Origin of the sequence: Marinobacter sp. G11, from assembly GCF_021282325.1 — a bacterium.
GTDB lineage: Bacteria > Pseudomonadota > Gammaproteobacteria > Pseudomonadales > Oleiphilaceae > Marinobacter > Marinobacter vinifirmus.
In genome coordinates, this window is the sequence record NZ_JAJSPB010000013.1 from 30,905 (window position 1) to 47,935 (window position 17,031).

Here is a 17,031-nt window from a genome sequence, read left to right on the forward strand (position 1 = left end):
CCGGCCGGAAACCAGAGGGAAGCCTAACCGAGGCGGGGGAACTCAGGCAACCGGCGCGGGCCGGGCCGGGGCAGAAACCAGCATTTTGTCCGGTGCGGTCATGCCGGCCGCCAGGAACGGCACCAGGCGCGCGGCAATTTCCTGCACCGTGGTGTGCACACCCAGCTTGTTTTCCAGGATGTCGATCAGGGCATCGCTGCTGGACATGGTAAAGGCGGTGGCTCCCAGCATGAACTGGATGCGCCAGTAGCGGTCTACCGAGGACAGCTCAGGGGTGGCCTCTTTCAGAAGACGCATGAAACGACTGAACGGCTCGCTGTATTCCTGCTCCAGGAACTTGCGCAGGTGGCCCTGGCTCTGGGTGTAGGCCAGCCCGAGCAGGCGCATGAAAATGGAAATGCCCTTTTCGTTACGCTGGGGCATGCGCACAGCACTTTCCGTGAGCGCCCAGAGGGTCTGGTTCAGGGTAGCCGGTTTGCCGTCACACTTTGCTTCCAGTTCGTCGAACGCAGTCTCGAGAGTTGCGGAGAAAGGCGTCAGAAAACGCGCGAAAACCGCGTGAATCAGCGCGTTCTTTGAACCAAAGTGGTAATTGACAGCGGCCAGATTTACTTTAGCCTTACTGGTAATCATGCGAAGGGACGTTTCCGAGAAACCACGCTCGGCAAAAAGCTCTTCAGCAGCATCAAGTATGCGGTCTACGGTATCTGACTGCGCCATTTTGTTATCCATGCCTCTAACAAACGTCTGTTTGAAACATACGTTTGACACCCCGCCGTGTCAAGCATACCTTGGCATGACTGCAACCGTTCAGGAGATTCGTGATGTTTACAGGTATCGTTCAGGGGGTGGCCACCATTGCGGAAGTCATCAAGGCACCGGGGCTGAACACACTGGTGGTGCGCTTTCCGGAAGCCAAGGTGCAGGGTGTAACCATCGGCGCCTCGGTGGCGATAAACGGCACCTGCCTGACGGTGACCCGCCAAGACGGCGACCTGCTGTACTTTGATGCCATGCAGGAAACCCTGAGGCTGACCACGCTGGGCAACCTGGCCGAAGGGGATTCGGTAAACTTTGAACGGGCAGCCCGCATTGGTGACGAGATTGGCGGCCACCTGCTCAGCGGCCACGTGCATACCACTGCGGTTCTGGCCGAGATTATCCGCACAGAGAACAACGTCACCCTGTGGTTCGAGGTGCCGGAGAGCTGGATGAAGTATGTGTTCCCGAAAGGCTATATCGCCATCAACGGCGCCAGCCTGACCATTGGCGAGGTCACCGGTAACCGCTTTAACGTTCACCTGATTCCGGAAACCCTGCGGGCCACGACTTTCGGTACGGCCGAACAGGGCCAGTCAGTGAACATCGAGATCGACAGCCAGACCCAGACCATCGTCGATACCCTGGCCCGGCTGGGTTACGACCGCCCTGCCCCTGCCCTTTAACTGCAGCTCTTTAACCGCGGTTAACAGCGGCGCTCAGGGCGCCGCCTCGAATACCACAAAGCGCGGGCTTGCCGCCCGCTGCTCTACCTTGCCAAAGAAGCGCTTCAGGGACTTGTGGTAGCCCAGGTGGCGGTTGCCCACCATCAGCATTCGCCCGCCCGGCACCAGGTGTTTTGCGGCGTCCCGGAACAGTCGCAGGGCAATGTGATCCCCCACCACACCGCCTTCATGGAACGGCGGGTTCAGCAAAATCACGTCGTACTGCCCGGTTCCTTCCCGGATTCCGTCGCTGTGCTGGCACTGTCCGGCCCGGTAACCACAGGTACCCAGGTTATGCTGCACGCTGGCAATGGCCTGGCTCGACACATCGCTGAAATCCACCGTAATATCAGAGCCACAAGCCAGTGCAATTAAGCCCAGCACGCCATTGCCACAAGCGAGGTCCAGCACCCGCGCGCCAGGCTTCAGCCCGGCTACGGCAGGGCCCACAAGCGGCAACAGTTCCCGGGTTCCGATGTCCAGCTTGTCCCGGGCAAAGACTGCCGGTAATGCCTCTACCGGCGCAGGCAGACCCTCCTGCGGATAACCTTTCCAGCTTTCAGCCCAGCCCTGCAGTTGTGCCTGCCCTTTGCGACAGACCACTACCCGGGCCTTTTTACGGGCCGGCAGTACCGTTTCGGTATCCACGGCTTCGGCAAACACATCCACGCTGCGGTCCGGCAAATGCTTGATCATGCCGCCAGCCAGCAAACAGCCGTTGTCTGCCAGCACAGAGTTTACCCAGCGCAACAGCCAGCCCAGATAGGCGCCGTGGCGGGGAATGCGCAATACCACCAGGTCAAACGGCCCCTCCGGCGGGTTCAGCCAGCTGTGCAGCAGCGCTGGCCGGGCGATACCGGGATTAAGCCTGGCGTTGTAATCGAGGGCATCCGGCAGCACTGCACTGTCGGCCACGCTGGTTACCGGCCCGTGGGCCTGGGCCAGCCCGAGCGTAAGCGTTCCGAACTGGTCGTCTACCACCAGCACGCGGGGGCTGTCCGCCAGCCGGTTACCGGCTTCTGCCAGCAGCAACTCGTCCGCCGCATCCCAGGCCCGCAGGCCAGGCTCGGCGCCGGGGCGGCTGAGCTTCAGGTTACCGGCAGTCAGCGGCAGTACTTCAGCGGATGGCACGATTGAAAGCCCTGTAAACGGTGAAACGGCGATCCTGGGCCAGCTTCTCGACCGGCCCGATAAAGCGCTGGATAACGGACTCATAGGGCAGGAAGCTGTTGGCCACCAGCCGCACCTCGCCCCTGGGGGCCAGGTGGGCGGCCACTTCCCGAAGGAACTGTTCGGTCATGGAGGTATCGGTTTTCACGCCACTGTGAAACGGCGGATTGGTGACCACCGCCGGCCACCGGCCCTGAATGCCGGCCAGGCCATCGGAGGCGTAGATCTGGCCTTCCGCGCCGGCCCGGGCGTAGGTTTCCCGGGCGCAGGCAACCGCCTGGGCCTGGACATCCACACCGTCTACCACACCCAGTGGCAGGCCCTGATCGCGACGGTAGCCTTGCAGCCAGCTGCCGATCACGCCGGCGCCACAGGCAAAGTCCAGCACCTTGTCCGCTTTCAGCGGAGTTTGTTCCAGGGTTTCCAGCAACATCCGGGTGCCGGCATCCAGCTCCCCTTCGCTGAACACACCGGGCAGGCCGGCTACGTCAAGGCTTACGCCGGCACAGGAAACCTGCGTCCAGCGCAACCAGTCGGTCAAGTCAAAACGGGAAAGGGGTTGGTGGTTGCTGCCGGTCCACACCTGGCAGTGGCGGGCACTGTCGACTTTCAGGGCGTCGGCCACCATGGCGGTGAACTGTTTGACGGCTCCGGCGATGCCTTCTTTCTTTTCGCCCACCAGAACCAGGCTGGCGCCTTCGCGGCCCAGATAACGGGCCATGGCCAGGCGTAATTCCAGTTCCGCCCGGGCCTTGGGCAGGAAGATGACCAGGGTGTCGAACCCCCCGGCGCTCTGGTCGTTGCACTGATAGCCGAAACAGGCTTGCCAGTTTGCATGCTGGCACAGCTGTTCATACACACCGGCGTGTTCGCTCATGGCCAGCCCGGGCTCTGGGCAATGGGCCAGCAGCGCCGGCTCGGATACGCCCAGCAGGGCCACCTTGCCGGTCAGCAATTCGGCATTCCGGAGCAGAACGTCGTGTGTGTTGGTTTGTAGCTGCGCCATAAATCCTGCCTTTGCGGTTGATTCCCGCGCGGAATTGAACGGGAATCAACAGCATAACGCAAGCCTCAGATACTGCCGTCGCTGTCCGTATTCTGGTGCATGGTGCTCTGGGCCAGGTCCAGCAGCTCACGCAGGGCAACGGAGAACATGGCGTATTCCGGCTCCCGCACACTCTTCAGCTCCGCCAGCATGGCACTCCAGCGCTCGATCATGTGCTGGTGCTTCTGCTCCCAGGCTTCCACGCTTTCGGGCACCTTGCCGGCCTTGCCCGCCAGGCGCAGTACGCCGGTGGTCAGGGCGCGTTGCTGCCAGTCCAGGTCTTCCCGGAAGCTTTCCCTTGCCAGCGCCTGCCAATGGGAGTTGGGCGTGAGCGAGGCAATGGAGTTGGCAAACCAGGTCAGGTCGAGGCGGTCGCCCAGGTCGTAGTACAGGTTAGCCACGGTTTTCAGCGGCAGGCCGGTGGCCTCCTGGGATTCGATAATGCCCAGCGACGAGTACAGGTAACCGGTGCCGGCCAGTACCGAGGCCAGGTCTTTCGGCAAGCCGGATTCTTCCAGGTATGCGTGGCGTTGCTCCCAGTTGCTGCGAGCCTGGTCGCCCAGGTAGTCCGGCAGGCTGGAGGTAATCGCCCATACGCTGTCGGCAAACCGCTCCATATGGCTCTGGATATTGAGCTCGGCCCGGCGGTTACGCAGCAGCCAGCGAACGGCACGGCGCATCAGGCGCATGAGGTCTTGCATCAGCTCCATCTGCAGCTTGGCGGGCACATGGTAGTCCAGCGCCTCGATGCGGTCCCACCAGTTGTCGATCCGGAACACATCCCGGGCGATGATCCAGGCCAGGGCGATGGATGCAGCATCGGCACCGGTAGACTGGTTCAGGCGCTCCACAAAGGTAATGCCCATGTGGTTGACCATGTCGTTGGCAATCTGGGTGGCGATAATTTCCCGCCGCAGCTGGTGCTCGCCCAGCTCCTTCGAGAACTTCTTGTTCAGTTCCTTCGGGAATACCTTGTACATTTCGCCGGCCAGCAGAGGATCATCCGGCAGAGTGCTGGCGATCAGGGTCTGCTTCAGGTCACCCTTCACGTAGGAAATCAGTACCGACAGCTCCGGCCGGGTCAGGCCTTTCTTGGCCAGCTTGCGCTCGGCCAGGGCCTCGTCGTCGGGCAGGAATTCCAGCCCCCGGTTCAACTTGCCTTCGCTTTCCAGGGTGTTCATCAACCGGCGGTATTCTTCCAGCCTTGGCGCGGTATCGGCACTGGCAATGCTGATGGCCTGGGTTTGCCGGTAGTTGTTCTTCAGCACCAGGGCCGAGACATCGTCGGTCATCTCTTCCAGCATCACGTTGCGCTGCTTGGCGGTGAGATCACCCATGGCCACGGCACGGTTGAGCAGGATTTTCATGTTTACTTCGTGGTCTGAACAATCCACCCCACCGGAGTTGTCGATGAAGTCGGTGTTCAGCCGGCCGCCTTTCAGGGCGTATTCAATACGGCCCAGCTGGGTGAAGCCCAGGTTACCGCCCTCGCCCACCACTTTGCAGCGCAGGTCTTTGCCGTTCACCCGCAGGCCGTCGTTAGCCTTGTCGCCTACGTCGGCATGGGTTTCTTCAGCGCCCTTCACATAGGTGCCGATACCGCCCACCCAGAGCAGGTCCACTTCGGACTTCAGGATGTGGCTGATCAGCATGTTCGGCGGCATGCGGTCGGCATTAATGCCCAACAGTTTTTTCATTTCCGGGCTGACCGGGATCGACTTGGCGTTCCGGCTGAACACACCGCCGCCCTTGGAGATCAGCTTGGTGTCGTAATCGGTCCAGGCCGAACGGGGCATTTCGAACAGGCGCTTGCGCTCCTTGTAGCTCTTCGCCGAATCCGGCTCCGGGTCGATAAAGATATGGATGTGGTTGAAGGCCGCGACCAGCCGGGTTTTCTCGGAACACAGCAGGCCGTTACCGAACACGTCGCCGCCCATGTCGCCGATACCGATAGCGGTGAACTCGTCTTCCGCCGGGTTAATGCCCATTTCGCGGAAGTGGCGTTCAACCGATACCCAAGCGCCCCGGGCGGTGATACCCATCTTCTTGTGGTCGTAGCCGTTGCTGCCACCGGAAGCGAAGGCATCGCCCATCCAGAAGCCGTATTCAGCGGCCAGGCCGTTGGCAATATCGGAGAAGGTGGCAGTGCCCTTGTCGGCGGCCACAACCAGGTAGTGGTCGTCTTCGTCGTGGCGGATAACCCGCTCAGGCGGCTGTATGCCGGCATCCACCAGGTTGTCGGTGATGTCGAGCAGGCCACGGATAAAGGTTTTGTAGGCAGCGATGCCTTCGGCCTGGAAGGCCTCCCGGTCGGATGGATCCGGCAGTTGCTTGGCCACGAAGCCGCCCTTGGCGCCCACCGGCACAATCACCGCGTTCTTCACCTGCTGGGCTTTTACCAGGCCCAGGATCTCGGTGCGGTAGTCCTCGAAGCGGTCAGACCAGCGCAGGCCACCACGGGCCACCTTGCCACCACGCAGGTGCACGCCTTCCACCCGGGGCGAGTACACGAAGATCTCGAACATGGGCATGGGCAGCGGCATGTCGGGAATGCGCGTGGGGTCAAACTTCACACTGATGTATGGCTTGGGCTGGCCTTCGGCGTCCGGCTGGTAGTAGTTGGTACGCAGGGTGGCCTGCATCAGCTCCAGATACAGCCGCAGCACCCGGTCTTCACTGAGGTTTTCCACCTCTTCCAGGCCGGCGTTAAATTCGATTTCCAGCTTTTTCTGGGCCGCTTCACTCTTGCCCGGGCTCTTGTAGCGATCCGGGTTGAAGCGGATTTCAAAGTATTCCAGCAGAATCTGGGTCAGGTTCTCGTGGTTGACCAGGGTATTGGAAATAAAGGTCTGACTGTTAGAGAACCGGATCTGCCGCATGTAGCGGGCGTAGGTACGCAGCAGCGCAATCTGGCGCCAGCTCATGTAAGACGACAACAGCAACCGGTTGAAGGCGTCGTTTTCTGCCTCGGTGTGCCATACGCGGCGGAACAGCTCTTCAAAAATGGGCCGGATACGGTGGATATCCACGCCACCGGAATGGGCCTGCAGGGTGAAGTCGTGAATCCACACGGTTTTGCCGGTGCGGTCGATCACTTCAAACGGATGCTCACCAATAACCCGGAAGCCCAGGTTGTCGAAGATGGGCATCACATCCGACAGCGGCAGCGGCTCGTCCGGGTAGAACAGCTTGAAGTGCAGCGTGCTGTCGTCTTCTTCCAGCGCCCGGTAGAAACTCATGGCCAGGTCATCGGCGCTGGCCGCCTTGGTAATGTGGTCCAGGTCGATGGCGGCGCGACGGGGCGAGAACATCTCGGTGTAGCTGGCCGGGAAACCAGCCGCCCATACCCGGTAGAACTCGTTGCCGCGCTCCTCGCCATAGGCTTCGTGCAGGGCCTCGGCCAGGCCTTCACTCCAGGACTGGGCCAGCTCGATCACGCGGTCGCGGATTTCCGCCAGCGGCAGCTGCCGGTTCTCCACCTGGGGCACGCGGATGGTGAACTGCACCCGGGCCAGTGGCGATTCGGAGAAGTGGGTAACAAACTCGATGTCTTCCGCTTCCAGGCGCTCCAGCAACACCTGCTCGACCTTCAGGCGCAGCTCGGTGTTGTAGATGTCCCGGGGGAAGAAGGCCAGGCAGGTAACAAACTGGCCGTAGACGTCTTCGCGCATGAACATTTCGATGCGGCGGCGTTCCTGGATGTACAGGATGCTCTTGGCCACCCGCAGCAGCTCTTCGGTTTCAATCTGGAACAGCTCGTCGCGCGGATACAGGGTCAGAATCTGCTCCAGTTCCTTGCCGGCGTAGTCGGTACGCATGAAGCCGGAACGCTTCATCACGGTCTGGAACTTGCGGCGCAGCAGCGGGATCTCGTCCGGGCGTTCGTTGTATACCCGGGCGGTGTACAGGCCGAGGAAACGGCGTTCACCCACCACTTCACCCTTGCTGTTGAACTTCTTCACCGCAATGTAGTCCGGGTAGGCCGGGCGGTGTACCCGCGAACGCTGGGCCGACTTGGCGAAGATGAAGATATCGTCGGTGCGGGTCATCTCATGGCGGGTGCGCTGGGGCAATTCGTTCAGGCGAACCTTGTCCGGGCGTTCGTTGTTGACCCGGAAGATACCCAGCTCGGAGTTTTCCACCCGGCGCACGGCCATGCCCTGCCTGTCTTTGACGAAGTCGTATTCGTCGTAGCCCAGGAAGGTAAAGTGGTCTTCGGTGAGCCAGCCCAGAAACGCCCGGGCTTCTTCCTTGTCTTCTTCGCTGATACCGGCGGTGGTGGCATCCAGTTCGCCCAGGATTTCACTAACCTTGTCTTTCACAATCGGGAAATCGTCCACGGCAATGCGCACTTCGTGCAGCACCGATTGCAGGGTTTCTTCCAGGCCCCGCAGGTCTGCCGGATCGCTGTGGCGATCGATTTCCAGAACGATCAATGCTTCGTAGGAGGCCGCAGACGACTTCTTGGCCGAATGCAGTTTCTTCAGCTTGCCGTTACCGTCTCGCTCCACCTGCAAAATCGAATGCTGGATGGAATGGGTACCGATTTCCCGGCGGTTGATGGCCATACGCAGGGAATCGATCAGAAACGGAATGTTCGGATGCAGGATAAAAATAACCGAGTGGGTAGACTGCCAGCCGTCACTTTCCAGGTCCGGATTGAATACGGTAACCGGGGTTTCCTCGGCGCTGCGCTTCTGCAGGAACTGCCAGGCCGCCAGTACCGCGCCATAGGTGTCCGAGAAGCGCCGGCTGACAAGCTCTTCCAGGGGACTGTGGGCGTAATGCTGCTTTGCGAACTCTACAACCTTCCTGGCTTCGGTTTTCGCAAGCTTGTCTGCGAATGCTTCAGCCAGTTGCTCGAAAAACTGATCCTTGCTGGCAATTGTCAGCGCATTCATATCCAACCTCTGGTTTTGTGTGAAAGAAACGTAATCACGGTATCGTCACATAAGCATAGTCAAGCTCTTGATTTTTGCCGGCCAGACCTCAAAACTGCGGCAACTACCTACGGGCGCAAACACCCGCGCCGCCGGACCTTCAAAACCGAGAGCAGTGAATTCCATGTCGTTACAGCAAACGTTCGGTAATCTCAGAACACAGTTGGCAAAACGCATCATCGGTCAGGACAAGCTGGTAGACAGACTACTGATCGCCCTGCTGGCCGATGGCCACCTTCTGGTAGAAGGGGCACCCGGCCTGGCCAAGACCACCGCGGTAAAAGCCCTGGCCGATCACCTGGAAGGGGATTTCCACCGCATCCAGTTCACCCCGGACCTTCTGCCGTCCGATGTTACCGGCAGCGAGATCTACCGGGCCGAAACCGGCCTGTTCGAATTCCAGCGCGGCCCCATCTTCCACAACCTTGTGCTGGCCGATGAAATCAACCGGGCCCCGGCGAAGGTGCAGTCTGCCCTGCTTGAAGCCATGGGCGAACGCCAGATCAGTGTCGGCATGCAAACCTTCCCGCTGCCAAAGCTGTTCATGGTGATGGCCACCCAGAACCCCATCGAGCAGGAAGGCACTTACCCCCTGCCCGAAGCCCAGCTCGACCGTTTCCTGATGCATGTGGTGATCGATTACCCGGATGCCGATGCTGAGCGTCAGATTCTGCACCTTGCCCGTAGCGACTACCGTCAGGGAATACCACAGGTAGACATTCGTCTTACAGAGCAACAGGTTATGGAGGCCCGGCAGGCGGTATCCGACATCTACATGGCGGAGCCGGTGGAGCAGTATTTGCTGGCCCTGATCCTGGCCACCCGGGATGCCGCCAGCCTGGATCCGGAACTGGCCCGCTGGACAGCTTTCGGCGCCAGCCCCCGGGGCACCATTGCCCTGGACCGCTGCGCCCGGGCCCTGGCCTGGCTAGATGGCCGGGACTACGTAACCCCGGACGACATCCGCACCATGGCCTTTGACGTGCTGCGCCACCGCATCCTGCTGACCTTCGAGGCCGAGGCCGAAGGCATGACCGCAGACACGGTTCTGCAAAGGCTAATCGACCGCGTACCGGTAACCGCCTGAACACCATGGCGCAGAGCAACGCAGCAACCCATATCACCCTGCCGGAACTGGTTCGGCTGCAAGCCGACGCCAGGGCCCTGAAGCTGCCTTCTGCCCGCCCGGTGCGTTCGCGCCAGGCCGGCTTGCGCCAGTCTCGCCAGCGTGGTCGCGGCATGACCTTTGCCGAAGTACGGCAATACCAGCCCGGCGACGATATCCGCAGCATTGACTGGCGGGTAACGGCGCGGCGCCAGTCACCCCACACCAAACTCTACGAAGAAGAGCGGGAGCGGCCGGTGCTGCTGATTGCCGACCTGGGCCCGACCCTGTTCTTCGCCAGCACCGGGGCCTACAAACAGGTGCGCTGCGCCCAGGTTACCGCGCTGCTGGCCTGGCTGGCCCTGTGGGCCGGCGACCAGGTGGGTGGCCTGGTATTTAATGACCAGGAGCTGGAGGTGCTGCGCCCGGCCCGGCGCAAGAAATCCGTACTGCGCCTGCTGGATACCCTGGCCAGCCACCAACACAAGCCGGACGTGCCACCCCGGCCTTCAGCCCCCGACCACGGGCTGGACACAGCGCTGGCCGAAGCCCGACGGGTGGCCCATACCGGCAGCCGGATTTTCATCATCAGCGACTTCATGAACATCAGCGATAACACCACCAGCCTGCTCGGCGCCCTGGGCCGCCATAATACCGTCAGCGCCCTGCGCATTATGGATCCGCTGGAGAAACAGCTGCCGGACAGCGGCCAGTTTGCGGTGGCCGGGCCGGAAGGACCGATCTGGTTTGATGCTTCCAATCCCGCGTTTAAAAAGGCCTGGCAGGAAAAGGTTGTGACCCATGAACGGCTGCTGGAAGACTGTTTTCGCACCTCCGGTGTGCAGGCGGCCACCATCATGACCAGCGAAGAGCCGGCAGCCGCCCTGCGCCAGCTTTTAGGCCCGGGAGGGCGGATCGGATGAACCCGCAAGATCCGTTAGCCCAATTGCGCGATATTCACCTGCCGGAAACCGGTGGCTGGTGGCCGCCGGCGCCGGGCTGGTGGATTCTGGCGGTGGTCGTTCTGGTTCTGGCCGCAGTCGCGTTCTGGCTGCTGCGCCGGCGCAGCAACCAGAACCTGTGGAAACGCCAGGCTCGCGAGGAACTGGTGCAACTGGCCGCTAACCCGCGCCAGTGCAACGAATGGTTCAGTGAACTTAACCGGCTGCTCAAGCGGGTAGCCCGGCAGGCCTATCCGGACCGGCATCCGGAAACCCTCACCGGCCAGGGCTGGGCCGAATTCCTGCTGGAAACCTCGCCTTCCGAACGCATTGCCTCAAGGCCGGTGGCTGAAGCGCTGGTGCAAGCACCCTGGCGCCCGAACACCAACCTGGACCCGGGCCAGGCACTCGACTTTGCCCGGTTCTGGCTGGAGGCCCAGCTATGATTTCCCTGGCCTATCCCTGGCTGCTGTTACTCGCCCTGTTGCCGCTGCTGTTCCTGGCCGGCAAACGTTATGGCAAGGGTGAACCGGTAGATGCACCGGTCATCCCGGTTGGCCACTGGTTGTCGGGCATGCCCGGCGTCAGCACCCAGGGGCGCCGGACACCGCGCTGGCGCCAGTTGCTGCTTCTTCTGGCCTGGCTGTGCCTGGTGCTCGCCATCGCCCGGCCCCAGCATGTGGGCGAGCAGGTGCAGATGCCGGTCAGCGGCCGTGACCTGATGCTGCTGGTGGATATATCGCCCAGTATGGATGAGCGCGACATGGTTATTCAGGGCCGCAGCATCAACCGCCTGCAAGCGGTCAAGCGGGTGCTGGACCAGTTTATCGACCGCCGGGAGGGTGACCGCCTGGGGCTGATCCTGTTCGGCACCCAGCCCTACGTGCAGGCACCCCTGACCTTTGACCGGGAAACCGTAAGAACCCTGCTGCTGGAAGCCGGCCTGGGCATGGCCGGCCGGGCAACGGCAATTGGCGATGCCGTGGGCCTTGCAGTGAAACGCCTGCGGGATCGACCCCAGGAGCAGCGGGTAGCCATCCTGCTGACTGACGGCGCCAACACCGCCGGTGAAGTGAGCCCGGACAAAGCCACCGAGATTGCCGCGGCCGCAGGTGTGCGGCTGTACACCATCGGTATCGGCGCCGATTCCATGATCCAGCGGGGGCTGCTGGGCTCACGGCGGGTGAACCCGTCCCGGGACCTGGACGAAGCCCTGCTCACCCGCATGGCGGAACAGACCGGCGGCCGGTATTTCCGGGCCCGCAGCCTGCCGGAGCTGGAAATGATCTACGACAGCATCGACCAGCTGGAGCCCATTGAGCAGGAAGGCCAGTTCTATCGCCCGGTTACCGAACTCTACGTGTGGCCGGCGGGCACAGCGGTTGCCCTGTGGCTGCTGTTGTCAGCACTGCGGTTACTGGCCAGCCGGGCCCGCCGCAATGAATCCGGGGAGGTGCACCATGGCTGATTTTCACTTCCTGAGGCCCCTCTGGTTATTACTGTTGCTGGCACTGCCGGCGTTATACCTGGCAAGGCACAAGCTGCGCCAGGCCGATTCCGGCTGGAGCCGTTACATTCCCCAGCCACTGCTGAAACCACTGTTAAACAAACCGGGGCAAGGTGCCCCGGGCGGTGCCAGCCGTTCGCCGCTGCTGCCACTGAACATCGCCCTGCTGGTCCTGGCCATCAGCCTGGCTGGCCCGAGCTGGCGCCAGGCCCCTACCCCGCTCAAACAACCGGAAGACAGCCTGGTGATTGTGCTGGACCTGTCGCTGTCCATGCTGGCCACCGATGCCGAACCGGACCGGCTGACCCTGGCCAAGCGCAAGGTTCGGGACCTGCTGGCGCAACGGCGCGGCGGCCTGACCGCCCTGCTGGTGTACTCCGGTGATGCCCACACCGTTACGCCATTGACCGAAGACTTCCACACTATCGAAGCCATGCTCGGAGTTCTGGACCCCGCCATCATGCCGGCACAGGGTAACCGGGCAGACCTGGCCATTGGCCAGGCGGTGGATCTGCTGCAGCAGGGCGCACCGGGCCGCGGGCGGATATTGCTGATATCCGATGATGTGCCCCGAAGTTATCACAGCGCCATCAGTAATCACCTGGCCGGCACCGGCTACGCCCTGAGCACACTGGTTGTGGGCACGCCGGAAGGTGGACCGATTCCCCTGGCCAAGCGGGGCTTCCTGCGCAGTAACGGCGAGATTGTTATCGCCAGGGCCGACCCCGATGCCATGGAGAGACTGGCCCGGGACAACGGCGGTGACAGCCACGAACTGACCCTTGGTGACGCGGATATCCGTGCCCTTGCGCTGGAACCGGGAGCGGAAGAGGATTGGTCGGAAACCGATGCCGGACTGACCATCAATCGCTGGCAAGACGACGGCTACTGGCTGCTCTGGCTGGCGCTGCCCCTGCTATTGCTGGGCTGGCGCCGGGGTGCCTTTGCGGTACTGGCCCTGAGCCTTGTACCTCTGACCCTGACACCCCGCCCGGCCATGGCACTGGACTGGGGTGGCCTGTGGCAGCGGGACGACCAGCGCGGGCGGGAACTGATCGAGCAGGACGCGGAGCGCGCGGCAGAGGTTCTGCAGCAGCCGGACTGGAAAGGCTCGGCCCTGTACCGCAGCGGCCGCCACGAAGAGGCCGCCCGGGCCTTTACCGAAACACCCACGGCCACCGGCCACTACAACCGGGGCAATGCCCTGGCCCGGGCCGGCGAGCTTGAACAGGCACTGGACGCCTACCAGCAGGCCCTGGCGCAGAACCCCGACTTCGAAGACGCCCGCTTTAACCGGGACCTGGTTCAGCAGTTGCTCGACCAGCAACAGCAGCAGGAGCAAGATCAGCAACAAGGCGATTCCGGCGACCAGCAGTCGGAGAACAACCAGCAGCAGGGTGAGGATTCACAATCCGGCGAGGACAATCAGCAGAACCCGGGCGATCAAAGCGATCAAGGCGATCAAGGCAGTCAGGGTGAGCAGGAAAGTCAGCAGCAAGGCCAGCAAGACAGCCAGCAGGAATCCGAACAACCCGGCGACACACAGGATTCCGGACAGAGCGGCCAAGACGCCGAGCCACAGGCTGGCGAAGACATGCAGCAATCCGGGCAAGGCCAGCCGTCAGACCATGAGCCGGCCGACAACGGGCAGGCTGTAGAAGCTCCGGCCGAAATTTCCGAACAACCGCTGGACCAGGGCCAGGAGCAGTGGCTACGGCGTATTCCTGACAACCCCGGCGGGCTGTTGCAGCGCAAGTTCCTGCAGCAGTACCAGCAGCGCCAGACGCAACCCGACGAGGGCGATACATCATGGTAAAACGCATTCTTCTACCCGTTTTTCTGTTACTGATACAGCTTGCCGCCCTGCACCCGGCCCAGGCCAGTGAGCTGTCGGTCGAGCCGGACCGCACGCAGCTTTACGAAGGCGAAGTATTAACCCTGACCGTGCGCGGCTCCATGGAAATCGACCTGAACCTGAGCAACCTGTTCAACTTTGACCTGTCTGACCTGCCTTCCCCCGACATTGAAAAGGTAGAGCCGGATTTCGAAATCCTGGCCCGGAACCAGCGTTACAGTGTGCAGACCGTCAACGGCGATATGACCGGGGAGATCACCTGGACCTACCAACTGGCACCCACCCGAACCGGCAAACTGACCATTCCGGAGCTGACCTTCAAGGATGCCACCTCCGAACCGGTAGAGATTGACGTGGTGACCGGCACAGCGCCGAGCCAAGAAGCCGGCGCCCGCGACAGTTTTATCGAACTGTCGGCCGACAAAGCCGAAGTCTATGTGCAGGAACAGCTGGTACTGACCATACAGCTGTTTTTCTCGGGCAACCTCATACGGGGCGAATTGTCGGAGCCGGAGCACCCCGATGCCATCATCGAATCCCTGGGCAAGCAGCGCGAATTCACCCGTTACCGGGATGGCGTCCGTTACCGGGTGGTTGAGCGACGCTATGCCATCTTTCCCCAGCAGCCGGGCCAGCTGAGCCTGGCCCCGATCCGCTTCGAAGGCCAGGCACGGGACGCCAACGGCCAGCTGAAGTTCCTGCGGGATCAACAGCAGCTTTATGATGTCCCGGTAAAACCGGTGCCGGATGCCTACCCGGCAGACCAACCCTGGCTGCCGGCTCGCAGCCTGGCACTGGCTGAAGACGGCCTGCCGCCAGCAGGGGAACTGAACGCCGGAGCCAACCTGACCCGGAAAATAACCCTACATGCCGATGGCTTACCGGCAGAAGCCCTGCCGCCACTGCCGCAGGAAACCCCGGCGGCCATACGCAGCTACCCGGAAAGCCCCCTGAGAAATACCGAAACCACCGTCGACGGCCTTCGCTCCACCCTGCAGCAGGAAGCGGCGCTGGTGCCGGTCCAGGCCGGCAATGTGGTGTTGCCCGCCATCCGCATCCCCTGGTGGAACACAGAGACCGACCAACTGGAGCAGGCGATCTTGCCCGAGCGTCGCTACACCATCACCGGCAACAGCGCGGTCGCCGCTGCGCCGGTGCCGGATAACAGAGCCCCGGAGACACCGCCCGCCACTCATCCGGTCACCGCAGATGACCTGCCCCCGGCAGACCGCACGGGCTCATTCTGGCTTTGGCTTTCGCTGGTACTGGGATTGCTCTGGCTGGCTACCCTGGTGCTGTGGTGGTTGTCCCGAAAACCGTCCGGCGGCGCGCTATCATCCGGGCCGCTGGAAGACGCCACCGAAAAACACGCCTATGAGCAGCTGATTCGTGCGGCTAAAAACGGTTCCGCAGACACCACCGGCCAGCTTCTGCACTGGGCCAGGTTACGTTTCCCGGAGCAGCGCTTTGCGACGGTCAGCGATGTAGTCAGGTTCGGTGATGACCCGGAACTGGCCGGCCATCTGGAGCAACTGCAGGCACAGCTGTTCTCGCAACACCAGCAGGCGGTTTCGAATGAGGCACGACAGGGGTTGGAGAAAGCATTGGAAAGGTTGAGAAAGCGGAAGGCGCAAAGCGAAGACAGCCGCTACGGACTGCCTCCGCTGAATCCGGTCAGTCGATAAGTTCCTGGCTTATCACCAGTTCAACCGGCTCGCCACCAGCCTCCGGTGGCAGCACTTCCGCTTCCACCTGGCCCTGCCAGTCACCGGCTTGCGGGTTGATGCTGCCGCTGCGGCTCAGGCGGGCAACAATCACCACCTCTTCTGCGGAGGAAATGGTGGCCTCCGGCGACATGGCGTAGCTGTCATCCAGGCGGATATCTACCGGCAGAACACCTGCAGTCATGCGGGCGACAGCCACCGGCGCCCCACCTGATGTGCCCTTTGCGCGGGCAAAGACAAACAGGGTGGTGTCACCTGGCACGCTGTCCTTGAACGCATCATCCAGGGAAATTCTCAGGGCCACACCGGCAGACGGTGCCGCAGGCTCCGGAGCCTGCGCAGCCGGAGGTGTTTCGCCCAGGCGGTTGTAGGCTTCGGCAATGCCACCGCGAATAGAGGCAATCTGCGGATGGTCCGGCGTTACCTCAACAATGGTTTCCCAGTACTCGATAGCTTCACGGTAGTTCTGCTGGCTGAAGGCATTGATGCCCAGCAGGCCCAGCGAGTTCACTTCGTTCGGGTTCAGGGCGCGGGCTGACTCGATGGCCGCCATCACACCCGGCGTCATCTGCCCTTCACTCTGGAAGTACAATGCCTGGGCTGACAGGCCCCAGGCCACTGAGCTGGCATTGCGATCCTGCTCGGTAATTGCAGCCAGGCGCTGGAAGGCTTCGGCCGCATCCTCGTAACGTTCGGTACGCATGTAGGTCTGGCCCAGCATGGCCCAGCCGTCGGCGTTCTCCGGATCCTGCTCGAGGCGGTCCCGCAGCTGGTCTGCCAGTGCGGACATGCGCGCGGTCTGGTCATCGTTACCGGAAGCACCCATTTCCTGCATGGTGATGAACTGCTCTACCCGGTCCATAGCGCCCCATTCCTGGTAGCCCAGGTAGGCACCGGCGGGCAGCAGGAGCACGGCCAGCAAGGCAACAGCCATGGCGCTGCGCCGGCCTGCCAGCCGCTGGCGTGGCTGTTCGTTTTCCGGAACGTCGTCAAGCATGGCGCCCGCCAGCTCTTCTTTCAGTTGCTGGTAGCCTTCCGCATCCAGGATGCCGGCTTCATGTTCATCATCCAGCTCTTTCAGGCGGGACTTGTAGGCCAGCAGGTTCTGGTTTCTGAGGTCTGCATCCATCCGCGCCTTGGGGCGGTGAAAGAACACCGGGTACAACACAAATGCCAGGGCGATGAGAATGAATACCGTCGCGGCAATCCAGAATGTTTCAGTCATGGAGTCTTCGTCGCAGTTGGGGATGTGTTACGCGG

12 protein-coding genes are annotated in these 17,031 nt (G+C 62.0%); 7 read left to right on the forward strand and 5 right to left on the reverse strand.

Going from position 1 to position 17,031, the window contains the following annotated elements; all coding sequences use genetic code 11:
- Positions 1–42: 42 nt before the first annotated feature.
- On the reverse strand, positions 43–720 hold the full coding sequence (locus LWH94_RS10145) for a TetR/AcrR family transcriptional regulator (RefSeq protein ID WP_058340439.1): 678 nt from the start codon (positions 718–720) through the stop codon (positions 43–45).
- Positions 721–824: 104 nt separating this feature from the next.
- Between LWH94_RS10145 and LWH94_RS10150 the strand changes: the two genes are divergently transcribed.
- Positions 825–1,445, forward strand: coding sequence for a riboflavin synthase subunit alpha (locus tag LWH94_RS10150; RefSeq protein ID WP_199455822.1), 621 nt, complete (start codon positions 825–827; stop codon positions 1,443–1,445).
- Positions 1,446–1,478: 33 nt separating this feature from the next.
- On the opposite strand, the gene LWH94_RS10155 is transcribed toward LWH94_RS10150, so the two are convergent.
- The 3 genes from LWH94_RS10155 to LWH94_RS10165 form a co-directional block, all read right to left on the reverse strand.
- The gene (locus LWH94_RS10155) at positions 1,479–2,615 is read right to left on the reverse strand and encodes a class I SAM-dependent methyltransferase (RefSeq protein WP_232902136.1); all 1,137 of its coding nucleotides are present in this window, start codon (positions 2,613–2,615) and stop codon (positions 1,479–1,481) included.
- Entirely contained in the window at positions 2,602–3,660 is a 1,059-nt protein-coding gene (locus LWH94_RS10160) for a class I SAM-dependent methyltransferase (protein ID WP_232902137.1), read from the reverse strand. The genes LWH94_RS10155 and LWH94_RS10160 overlap by 14 nt, the downstream gene beginning before the upstream one ends.
- Before the next feature lie 65 nt (positions 3,661–3,725).
- Positions 3,726–8,600: an NAD-glutamate dehydrogenase gene (locus LWH94_RS10165; protein WP_232902138.1), complete on the reverse strand. Its 4,875-nt coding sequence runs from the start codon at positions 8,598–8,600 to the stop codon at positions 3,726–3,728.
- A gap of 163 nt (positions 8,601–8,763) precedes the next feature.
- Between LWH94_RS10165 and LWH94_RS10170 the strand changes: the two genes are divergently transcribed.
- From LWH94_RS10170 to LWH94_RS10195, 6 genes are read left to right on the forward strand one after another with little or no spacing between them, the layout of a single operon-like run.
- Positions 8,764–9,726 carry an AAA family ATPase gene (locus tag LWH94_RS10170; RefSeq protein WP_036219357.1) on the forward strand — a complete coding sequence of 321 codons (963 nt, stop codon included), beginning with the start codon at positions 8,764–8,766 and terminating at the stop codon, positions 9,724–9,726.
- A 5-nt stretch (positions 9,727–9,731) separates the two neighbouring features.
- A complete protein-coding gene (locus LWH94_RS10175) occupies positions 9,732–10,667 on the forward strand; it encodes a DUF58 domain-containing protein (protein WP_232902139.1) in 936 nt (311 codons plus the stop codon).
- Positions 10,664–11,131 (forward strand): DUF4381 domain-containing protein, encoded by a 468-nt coding sequence (locus LWH94_RS10180; RefSeq protein ID WP_232902140.1) that lies wholly within the window; start codon positions 10,664–10,666, stop codon positions 11,129–11,131. Before LWH94_RS10175 ends, LWH94_RS10180 begins: the two co-directional genes overlap by 4 nt.
- Complete coding sequence (locus tag LWH94_RS10185; protein ID WP_232902141.1) at positions 11,128–12,153, forward strand: vWA domain-containing protein; 1,026 nt, start codon at positions 11,128–11,130, stop codon at positions 12,151–12,153. Before LWH94_RS10180 ends, LWH94_RS10185 begins: the two co-directional genes overlap by 4 nt.
- Positions 12,146–14,008, forward strand: a complete 1,863-nt coding sequence (locus LWH94_RS10190; protein WP_232902142.1) for a vWA domain-containing protein — start codon at positions 12,146–12,148, stop codon at positions 14,006–14,008. The genes LWH94_RS10185 and LWH94_RS10190 overlap by 8 nt, the downstream gene beginning before the upstream one ends.
- Entirely contained in the window at positions 14,002–15,732 is a 1,731-nt protein-coding gene (locus tag LWH94_RS10195) for a BatD family protein (protein WP_232902143.1), read from the forward strand. The genes LWH94_RS10190 and LWH94_RS10195 overlap by 7 nt, the downstream gene beginning before the upstream one ends.
- Here the strand turns inward: LWH94_RS10195 and ccmI are convergent.
- On the reverse strand, positions 15,722–16,996 hold the full coding sequence (gene ccmI / locus LWH94_RS10200) for a c-type cytochrome biogenesis protein CcmI (RefSeq protein ID WP_232902144.1): 1,275 nt from the start codon (positions 16,994–16,996) through the stop codon (positions 15,722–15,724). The genes LWH94_RS10195 and ccmI overlap by 11 nt on opposite strands.
- Positions 16,997–17,031 lie beyond the last annotated feature (35 nt).

Bases quoted from the DNA above. Each gene is read 5' to 3' on its own strand.
- LWH94_RS10145 (WP_058340439.1), bottom strand. From the start codon at position 720: ATGGCGCAGTCAGATACCGTAGACCGCATACTTGATGCTGCTGAAGAG.
- LWH94_RS10150 (WP_199455822.1), top strand. From the start codon at position 825: ATGTTTACAGGTATCGTTCAGGGGGTGGCCACCATTGCGGAAGTCATC.
- LWH94_RS10160 (WP_232902137.1), bottom strand. From the start codon at position 3,660: ATGGCGCAGCTACAAACCAACACACACGACGTTCTGCTCCGGAATGCC.
- LWH94_RS10165 (WP_232902138.1), bottom strand. From the start codon at position 8,600: ATGAATGCGCTGACAATTGCCAGCAAGGATCAGTTTTTCGAGCAACTG.
- LWH94_RS10170 (WP_036219357.1), top strand. From the start codon at position 8,764: ATGTCGTTACAGCAAACGTTCGGTAATCTCAGAACACAGTTGGCAAAA.
- LWH94_RS10175 (WP_232902139.1), top strand. From the start codon at position 9,732: ATGGCGCAGAGCAACGCAGCAACCCATATCACCCTGCCGGAACTGGTT.
- LWH94_RS10180 (WP_232902140.1), top strand. From the start codon at position 10,664: ATGAACCCGCAAGATCCGTTAGCCCAATTGCGCGATATTCACCTGCCG.
- LWH94_RS10185 (WP_232902141.1), top strand. From the start codon at position 11,128: ATGATTTCCCTGGCCTATCCCTGGCTGCTGTTACTCGCCCTGTTGCCG.
- LWH94_RS10190 (WP_232902142.1), top strand. From the start codon at position 12,146: ATGGCTGATTTTCACTTCCTGAGGCCCCTCTGGTTATTACTGTTGCTG.
- LWH94_RS10195 (WP_232902143.1), top strand. From the start codon at position 14,002: ATGGTAAAACGCATTCTTCTACCCGTTTTTCTGTTACTGATACAGCTT.
- ccmI (WP_232902144.1), bottom strand. From the start codon at position 16,996: ATGACTGAAACATTCTGGATTGCCGCGACGGTATTCATTCTCATCGCC.